This window comes from Pseudoalteromonas sp. c7(2019), from assembly GCF_011378625.1.
In the GTDB taxonomy this organism is placed as follows: domain Bacteria; phylum Pseudomonadota; class Gammaproteobacteria; order Enterobacterales; family Alteromonadaceae; genus Pseudoalteromonas; species Pseudoalteromonas arctica.
Genome location: NZ_WTKS01000017.1, coordinates 88,307 through 96,845, shown reverse-complemented (window position 1 = coordinate 96,845; position 8,539 = coordinate 88,307). Strand labels below are relative to the sequence as shown.

9 protein-coding genes are annotated in these 8,539 nt (G+C 38.7%); all 9 read left to right on the top strand.

Translation table 11 applies throughout. From position 1 onward, the window contains the following. Nucleotides 1-157 precede the first annotated feature (157 nt). The 9 genes from GQR38_RS17095 to GQR38_RS17055 all read left to right on the top strand — a co-directional run bounded on the left by GQR38_RS17095 (nt 158) and on the right by GQR38_RS17055 (nt 8,516). On the top strand, nt 158-697 hold the full coding sequence (locus GQR38_RS17095) for a hypothetical protein (RefSeq protein ID WP_165722720.1): 540 nt from the start codon (nt 158-160) through the stop codon (nt 695-697). Between the two features lie 119 nt (nt 698-816). Next, a complete protein-coding gene (locus GQR38_RS17090) occupies nt 817-1,041 on the top strand; it encodes a hypothetical protein (protein WP_024591715.1) in 225 nt (74 codons plus the stop codon). Between the two features lie 87 nt (nt 1,042-1,128). After that, the gene (locus tag GQR38_RS17085) at nt 1,129-1,554 is read left to right on the top strand and encodes a hypothetical protein (protein ID WP_024591716.1); all 426 of its coding nucleotides are present in this window, start codon (nt 1,129-1,131) and stop codon (nt 1,552-1,554) included. 124 nt (nt 1,555-1,678) lie between these two features. Then, the gene (locus tag GQR38_RS17080; RefSeq protein WP_024591717.1) at nt 1,679-2,161 is read left to right on the top strand and encodes a hypothetical protein; all 483 of its coding nucleotides are present in this window, start codon (nt 1,679-1,681) and stop codon (nt 2,159-2,161) included. Between the two features lie 270 nt (nt 2,162-2,431). After that, nucleotides 2,432-3,391, top strand: a complete 960-nt coding sequence (locus tag GQR38_RS17075; protein ID WP_165722721.1) for a phosphotransferase — start codon at nt 2,432-2,434, stop codon at nt 3,389-3,391. 143 nt (nt 3,392-3,534) lie between these two features. Further along, nucleotides 3,535-4,164, top strand: a complete 630-nt coding sequence (gene upp, locus GQR38_RS17070; protein ID WP_101217012.1) for a uracil phosphoribosyltransferase — start codon at nt 3,535-3,537, stop codon at nt 4,162-4,164. Nucleotides 4,165-4,173: 9 nt separating this feature from the next. Beyond that, entirely contained in the window at nt 4,174-5,412 is a 1,239-nt protein-coding gene (locus GQR38_RS17065) for a uracil-xanthine permease family protein (protein WP_007580880.1), read from the top strand. A 145-nt stretch (nt 5,413-5,557) separates the two neighbouring features. Then, the gene (locus GQR38_RS17060; RefSeq protein WP_165722722.1) at nt 5,558-7,303 is read left to right on the top strand and encodes an HAD-IIB family hydrolase; all 1,746 of its coding nucleotides are present in this window, start codon (nt 5,558-5,560) and stop codon (nt 7,301-7,303) included. Next, nucleotides 7,296-8,516, top strand: a complete 1,221-nt coding sequence (locus tag GQR38_RS17055) for a glycosyl transferase (RefSeq protein WP_002958673.1) — start codon at nt 7,296-7,298, stop codon at nt 8,514-8,516. Before GQR38_RS17060 ends, GQR38_RS17055 begins: the two co-directional genes overlap by 8 nt. The last annotated feature ends 23 nt before the right edge of the window (nt 8,517-8,539 follow it).

Genomic DNA, 8,539 nt, shown 5'->3' with positions numbered 1-8,539 from the left:
CTACAGAGGACTTTCACCTCATAAGTCAATGCCCATGTCGGGCGTACACAAGTCGTTTAAAAGGACAAAAAACAGTTGGCTTTTGCTCCTTCGTCGCTAATTTTAGCCAACTATTTTATTGCCTCTTAACGAGGCGTTATAAGCCTTTAGGATTTCGATGAAACTTTATAAGTTCTTAGCTCGAATGAGAGAAGAAAAATTTCCACTTCGTATAGAGTACCGAGAACATATCGGGTGCGTTGATGTAGAAGTTGAAGCATTTTCAGAGCGTTGGGTTGTTTCCTTCGATGAAGATGGTTTCGTTGATTTTGTCATTTATAAAGATATAGATGCGCCAGACAATGAAAATGCGGACTTATTAGAGTCACTGTTTAATCGCCCACAGAAAGCTTGGTTAAATGCAGCAAAAGATTTGGGTATAGAATTTATATCTCCATATGAGTTTACTGGTTCAGATGGCGAAGAATATCAAATTACGGGTTTACTTCCTCAATTTGGTGGTAAAAACGGAACATTGATTACATCTCGAAAAGACGATGATGAGGCCTGCTTTGAAGCAAATAAATTAGATGGCTTTCAAAGTACAGTACTTAATCCAACATACTACGATAAGTATGATCGTGAAAACGTCATTGAAACTTTGAGAGACTGGGCTTGGAATTCAAAAGAACCAAAACCAGAGTGGTATGGTGAATAAGCTTATAACAAGTCATTCCAAAGGACAAAAAACAGTTGGTTTTTGCTCCTTCGTCGCTTATTTTAACTAACTATTTTTTACCTCTGAATGAGGCGTTATATGCAAAAGGAGAATCGCGTATGAATATCAATGCAACACTATTAGGAGAGATAATATTTATCTCTGGGATCGTTATCGGCGTCCTTAGTTATTATTTGGCTAAACGTAAAACTAGCACACCTAAAATAGCTACATTTATAGGCGTGCTATTAGCATTTATTCCGCCACTCGGTTTAATTTATATTGCCATTCTAGTGTTAAAAAATGACATTAATCAAAACAATACTACTGAGGCTGTTGAGTAATTTGCATATAACAAACAAATTATGGCGCGACGCGCAAACAGCGCGCGCCGCATATTCGAATCGTTATACGTCGAACAGGCATCAAGGATGATTTTTAATAAATTCATGAGAGTATTCAAAGAAACGAAAGGGATGCCAAAGTTATTCCGGTTTCAGCATATGCTCAACTCAATTACATATTCACTGATGGTGCTTTTTGCTTTCTGGCCTTGGCCAAACGGAGAGTATTCGTTGAATGGGCGCAGCCTTACTTATCAAGAATTTTGGTTAACAGGTATGGCACCCGGCTTTCTGTTATTTAGCATACTAATCATTGCAATTTGCTTTGCTTCAGTGAATAAACACTGGGCTGGCCGTGTTGGTACTTTTTTATACTGGGCATCTATTATTGCCTTCATGTCTTTTTATTCTTTAACTGGGGTTGTAATAGGTGGGGCAATAATAGCTGTTTGGGCGTACTATGTGTTCTATAGCACTGGCATGAGGCAGTTTTTTGTTCAATCAAACGTATAACAAAAAAATTAAGTTCGCCCGCTGCGCGGGCTGGGACACAAACATGTGGGCTGCTCACTTCGTTCGGATTTTAGCCCACATGCCTGCGCCCCTTATTTAAAAGTTATGTAACCAAGGAAGAATCGTGAAATTCTGGAGAAACTCGTCCACAGAACATTATCCAATGTGGAAAGCATTCTTAATGTACATCTGGGTAATACCTGGAGTTCCGATAGGAACCTTTTTAGGTGTTTATTTCTTAGAGGCTCGTAATAGGAGCGATGATGAATTATTACTTAGCTTGCTTAACTATCGTTTAGATTTTACTTTGATTATTTTATTTGGTGTCGGTTTTATCCTTTGGGTTTGGTCTATTAGAGCTTTAAGTAAGCCTGTTTTTCAAATTCATCAAAATAGGTTGTACTTTTACGGTTATGGCTTTTTTAAAGATGACATTGCACTTGATTCACTTCAAGAAATACGCTCCTATAATCTTGGTCCGCTGGGTCACCTAATAGACTTTAAATCTAAAGTCGGTATTACCTTTAGATCTTTTGCTTTTCTATCAAACATTAATAAAAGTAAATTAGAAAAGTTTTTTGAGGAAAGTGGTATAAAGGTTACATAACAAACCATTCAAGCAGGACATTGCTCCTCACCCGTTTTAGTGGACACCTCCTCATCACTTTGAAGAGGCTAAAATGCCTAAATATACTCAACCTAGGAAGACATGGTTTTATCCAGTTAATTTCAAAATCAAAGTGTAGTGGCATAGTGATTTTGGCCACTATTTACATACAAACTTGTATAAAACCAAGTGGGGATTTTTTATGCCTTAGTTTTATTAAAAACGCCCACTAATGTTAAACTACAAAAAATTTAATTACTTAATATTACCATGGCATTTTACATTCCTTTATTACAACCTTACTTTAAGCACATTGAAGTTGGCGATACGTTAACATCACTTTGGAGTGGGTGTGGCAATATTGTGCAGTGCCAGCTTGATGATAAGCCATGTGTTATTAAAGCGATTAAAATACCCAGTTATATACACCATCCTAAAATTAAACAAAGCGAATTTGCGCTTAAAAGAAAGCAGCACTCGTATAGTGTTGAATACACATTTTATAAGCTTTATAGCCAACATTTACCAGTACATGCGCAAAGTATTGAATGTATAGGTGCAATTAATAAAGACGATGAATACGCGCTGGTGTTTAAAAACTTTACCAAACATGGGTTTACTCAAGCAGGGCCACAACATGTTAAAGCTATATTAAGGTGGCTTGCACACTTTCATGCGTTTAACTTAAGTAAACCCGCTGATGGGTTATGGCAGCAAGGCAACTACTGGCATTTAAGCACGCGCCCAGATGAGTTTAATAAACTAAAAAATAACCTTGATAAAAAGTCCGATATTAAAAATGCTGCACATAAAATAGATGAGCAACTACAAAGTTGTGCGTATAAAACGCTGATTCATGGCGATGCAAAACTTGCTAACTTTGCAGCAAATGAGCGCGATGAAATACTCGGTTATGATTTTCAGTATATAGGTGCAGGTTCTGGGATAATTGATGTAATGTATTTTATGACCAGTTGCTTAAGTGATGCACAATTACACGGATGCGCTGATAAGTACCTTGCGTATTATTTTGATAATTTAAAGGCTGCTATTACTATTTATCATCCTACAGCACCAGCAGGTAAAATAGCTGACAATTGGCTCGCTTTATGGCCTGCTGCATGGGCTGACTTTTATCGATTTTTAGCTGGCTGGAGCCCTGAGCATCAAAAAATAAATAGTTATATGCAACAGCAAGTAAACAGCTGGTTAGCGAGTAACATTTCATAAACACAACGGGTTGATGGCTTGCATAAATATCAAGCAAAACAATACATTTTGGCACGATGTATGAAAATCTCTTTAAAACTACAGGTCAAATGACCTTTTTTAATATAAAATACTGCAAATTCTTGTATCAGTAGGTTTATATCATGGCAATTCACGTTATTTCTCACCCTCTTGTTCAACATAAACTAGGCCTAATGCGAGCGCATGGTATTAGTACTAAAAGCTTTCGTGAATTATGTTCTGAAGTTGGAACCTTATTAACTTACGAAGCAACTAAAAACCTACAGTTAGAAGATAACGAAATTACAGGCTGGGATGGCAATAAATTAAAAGTAGAGCATATTAAAGGTAAAAAAATTACCGTAGTGCCTATTTTGCGTGCTGGTCTTGGCATGATGGATGGTGTTATGCAGTTATTACCAGCCGCTAAAGTGAGTGTTGTTGGTCTTGAACGTAACGAAGAAACACTAGAGCCAGTACCATATTTTGAAAAGCTAGTAGGTAATATTGATGAGCGCTTAAGCTTAGTTATTGACCCTATGCTTGCAACGGGTGGCTCAATGATTGCCACAATCGATATGCTTAAAAAAGCAGGCTGTAAAGAAATCAAAGTAATTGTACTAGTTGCAGCACCAGAAGGTGTTGAAAGAACACTTTCAGCACATCCAGATGTAGAAATATTTACAGCCTCAGTAGATAGCCACTTAAACGAAAAGGGCTATATTATCCCTGGTTTAGGCGATGCGGGCGACAAAATATTCGGTACTGTTTAGGAGTCTTAAGTGCAAAATAATGACACCTTTTCAATAAAAACTATTTTAACGGGCGCGCAAATGCTGTTTGTAGCATTTGGTGCGCTGGTATTAGTGCCGCTTTTAACGGGCTTGGATCCTAATGTTGCGCTTTTTACCGCAGGCATTGGTACTTTGCTGTTTCAGGTAGTGACTAAAGGCCAAGTGCCTATATTTTTAGCTTCATCGTTTGCTTTTATTGCACCCATTATTGCCGCTGTGCAAATGTGGGGAGTGCCGGCCACTATGGGCGGCTTAATGGTGGCGGGTTTTGCTTATATGCTTTTAAGTTTATTAGTAAAATTTAAAGGCGTTGCAACGCTTCATAAAATTTTACCGCCTGTGGTTGTGGGCCCAGTAATTATGGTTATTGGTTTAGCGCTTGCACCTGTTGCTGTAAATATGGCGATGGGTAAAAGTGGCGACGGCAGTATTCAAATTATTGATTACACCAGCGCTATTTATATTTCGTTGTTCTCGTTAGTGGTTACGCTTATTTTTGCAGTATGGGGAAAAGGCGTATTTAAGCTTATACCTATATTAGCAGGGGTTGTAGCGGGTTATTGTTTATCGCTTGGCATGGGCGTTGTGCAATTTGACGCAGTGACTAATGCACAGTGGTTTGCTGTACCAAACTTTACTTGGCCTGAGTTTAAATGGCAGGCTATTTTGTTTATGGTACCTGTAGCAATAGCACCTGCAATTGAGCATATTGGCGATATGATGGCTATTAGCCAAGTAACCAATAAAGACTTTTTGAAAAAGCCTGGGCTTCACCGTACTTTGTTTGGTGATGGCCTTGCGACTTCTGCGGCATCATTATTTGGTGGCCCGCCTAACACTACTTACTCAGAAGTAACGGGGGCAGTTATGCTTACCAAAAACTTCAATCCTAAAGTAATGATGTGGACAGCTGTTATTGCCATTATTTTAGCGTTTGTAGCTAAAATGGGATCTGGTTTGCAAACTATTCCTGTACCTGTAATGGGCGGAATTATGATTCTACTTTTTGGCTCTATTGCTGTAGTGGGTTTAAATACATTGGTTAAATCGGGCGATGATTTAACAGCACCACGTAACTTAAGTATCGTTGCACTTATTTTGGTGTGCGGTATTGGTGGTATGCATATTGGTGGTAGCCAATTTAGTTTAGAGGGCGTAAGCCTCTGCGCTATTTTAGGAATAGTACTTAACTTAGTATTACCAAAAGCAGAACCTGAAAAAGTTTAATTTTGCACATTAGCTAAATAGATTGCACCATAATAGCGCATTTTTAATGCGCTATTTTTTTAACTTGTTAATAAATATGAAAAAATAATAATGGTCTAGTATCTGCATTTAACTTCCAGAACGCATTGTATGCAAAGGAGTTACTATGTCAGAGGCCAATATTGTGGATATAACCCCGTTTTTAGCAAAACACCAACTGCCTTTAAAGTATCAATATTTGAGTGAGCAATATTTTGTTCCACTTGCGCATGACATCCTCGAATCTAAAAAAACAAATACTCCTATTTTTGTTGCCATAAATGGATGCCAGGGCTCAGGAAAAACAACACTCGCAGATTTTTTAGTTACGTGGTTTTCTAAAAACACACCACTTAACAGTGTTGCATTGTCAATTGATGACTTTTATTTAGCAAAACAAGCACGTACTGACCTTGCCAAAGACGTACATCCTCTTTTTACTACTCGCGGAGTACCGGGTACTCACGATGTAGCGTTAATGAATAGCACAATAACTAACTTACTGGCAGGAGAGGTAAACGTACCGCTTCCACGTTTTAATAAACACGAAGACGACAGCGTGCCAGCAAGTGATTGGCTAACAAACGAAAAGCCAGTTGATATTGTTATTTTAGAAGGGTGGTGTGTAGGCAGTGAGCCACAACCGTTGTTTTCATTGAGTGAGCCGCTTAACGAGTTAGAGCACCAGTTTGATAAAGAAGGCGTTTGGCGCCGCTGTGTAAATAGCTGTTTGGCAAATGAATATAAAGCCGTTTTTAACCTAATTGATTATACAGTTATGCTAAAAGCACCGAGTTTTAGTGATGTTTTTACATGGCGACAAGAGCAAGAACAAAAGCTAATAGCCAAAAAAGGTGAAGGCTCAGGCACCATGACTAACGAGCAATTGGTGTATTTTATTTCTCATTTTGAGCGCATTACGCGTGAGAACTTAAACACACTGAGCGCTAAAGCAAATGCTTTAATTGAACTTGATAGCAACCGAGATATTAGCGGTATGCACCTAACAAGTGATGACACCCTTCAACCTATTATTTTTACAGATTTGGACGGTACATTACTCGATCACGCCGATTACAATACAAATAATATCAGTGAGTTATTACAGCAGCTGCAAAATGCGCATATTCCTGTGGTGTTTAATACCAGCAAAACTTTTTGCGAAGTTATAGAGCTTAAAAACGATTTAAATATTCAACAGCCTTTTATTGTCGAAAACGGTGCAGCGGTATTTATTCCAGAAGACTATTTTGAATTAAAGCCAATTGGTTGTAAAAAAGTAGGCGCTTATTGGTGCTACGCAATGGCAAAGCCGTTATCGAGTTTATTAAATGATTTAAATACTTTAAAGGCGGATTATAAAGCGCATTACAAATTGTTTAGTGACTTATCGAGTGAGCAAATATCAGAGCTTACCGGGCTAAACGATGCACAAGCAAGACGCGCACAAACTCGCGATTATTCAGACCCTCTTTATTGGTATGGCAATGACGAATTACTCACAGCCTTTGTAAACGATGTTGAAGCACTCGGCTACGATATAAAAATTGGCGGACGCTTCATTCATATTGCCAAAAATACCGATAAAAGCGCTGCACAGCAGTGGTTAGTTAAACAGTTTACCCATCATTTCAGAAAGCCTCTCACGGTTATAGCACTGGGTGATAGCGATAACGATAAGCAAATGTTAGAACACGCAAATATCGCCATTATTATTGCCAATCCGGCGAGTAAAAAGCCGGTTAAATTGTCGCACAATAAAGCACGATACTCTCAATCGCCAGCACCGCTGGGCTGGATTGAAGAAATAACATCGTTGCCGTGCATTAGCAGTATTTTAAGTATTTCTGAGGAGCAAAAGTTTCATGGCTGATTTTTATCAAAATGGCATTATTACTACATTACATAACATTGCCGACAGACCAATTGAAGATCTAGAAAAAGAGCTACTTACTTTTAGCAAGCAGCGCCCAATGGGATTAATACTTCCTTCGTTATTTAGTGAACTCGAAGGCCCTGCACTGCAAAATATAGTTAGCGAATTACGCGAAGTACCGTATTTATCGCAAATTACCATAGGTTTAGATAGAGCCGACGAAGCACAGTACCGCCATGCACTTGGCTTTTTTAAAGAGCTAAACCAAAACCATAAAGTATTATGGAACGACGGCCCACGCTTACAAGCACTTGATAAAGAATTACAAGAGCTAGGTGTTGCACCACGTGAGCTGGGTAAAGGGCGTAATGTGTGGTACTGCATGGGCTATAAATTAGCAACAGCAGAAGTAGAGTCTATCGCGCTGCATGATTGCGATATTTTAACCTACGACAGAAGCCTACTTGCTCGCTTAATTTACCCCGTTGCGCATCCGCGTTTTAACTATGAATTTTGTAAAGGGTTTTACCCGCGTACTGCTAATGGAAAAATTAATGGCCGTGTATCGCGCTTATTAGTAACGCCATTACTTCGCTCGTTTAAAACAATTTTAGGCAATACAGACTACCTTGAATATATGGATTCGTTTAGATACCCATTAGCAGGGGAGTTTTCGTTTAGACGCGATGTATTAAACGATATTCGTATCCCAAGTGATTGGGGCCTTGAAATAGGCGTACTGAGTGAAATGTATCGTAACTATTCGCATAACCGCTTGTGCCAAGTAGATATTGCCGATAATTACGATCATAAACACCAAGAACTTTCACTTGATGATCAAAGTGCAGGTTTGTCTAAAATGTCGATTGATATTACTAAGGCATTGTTTAGAAAGCTGGCGACTCAAGGTGTTACTTTTACCAGCGAAACAATTCGTTCATTAAAAGCGACTTATTATCGTATTGGTCTAGATTTTATAGAAACGTATCATAACGACGCGCTTATGAACGGGTTAACGCTTGATGTACACCAAGAAGAAAAAGCAGTAGAAATGTTTGCACAAAATATTATGGAAGCAGGGCAACACTTTTTAGAAAACCCAATGGAAGCGCCATTTGTGCCAAGTTGGAACCGTGTTGTATCAGCAATGCCAGACGTACTTGAGCGCTTAAAAGAAGCCGTAGAGCTAGATAACGAAGAATATAGTTAACCTGCACGCAGGTTAACTAGCCT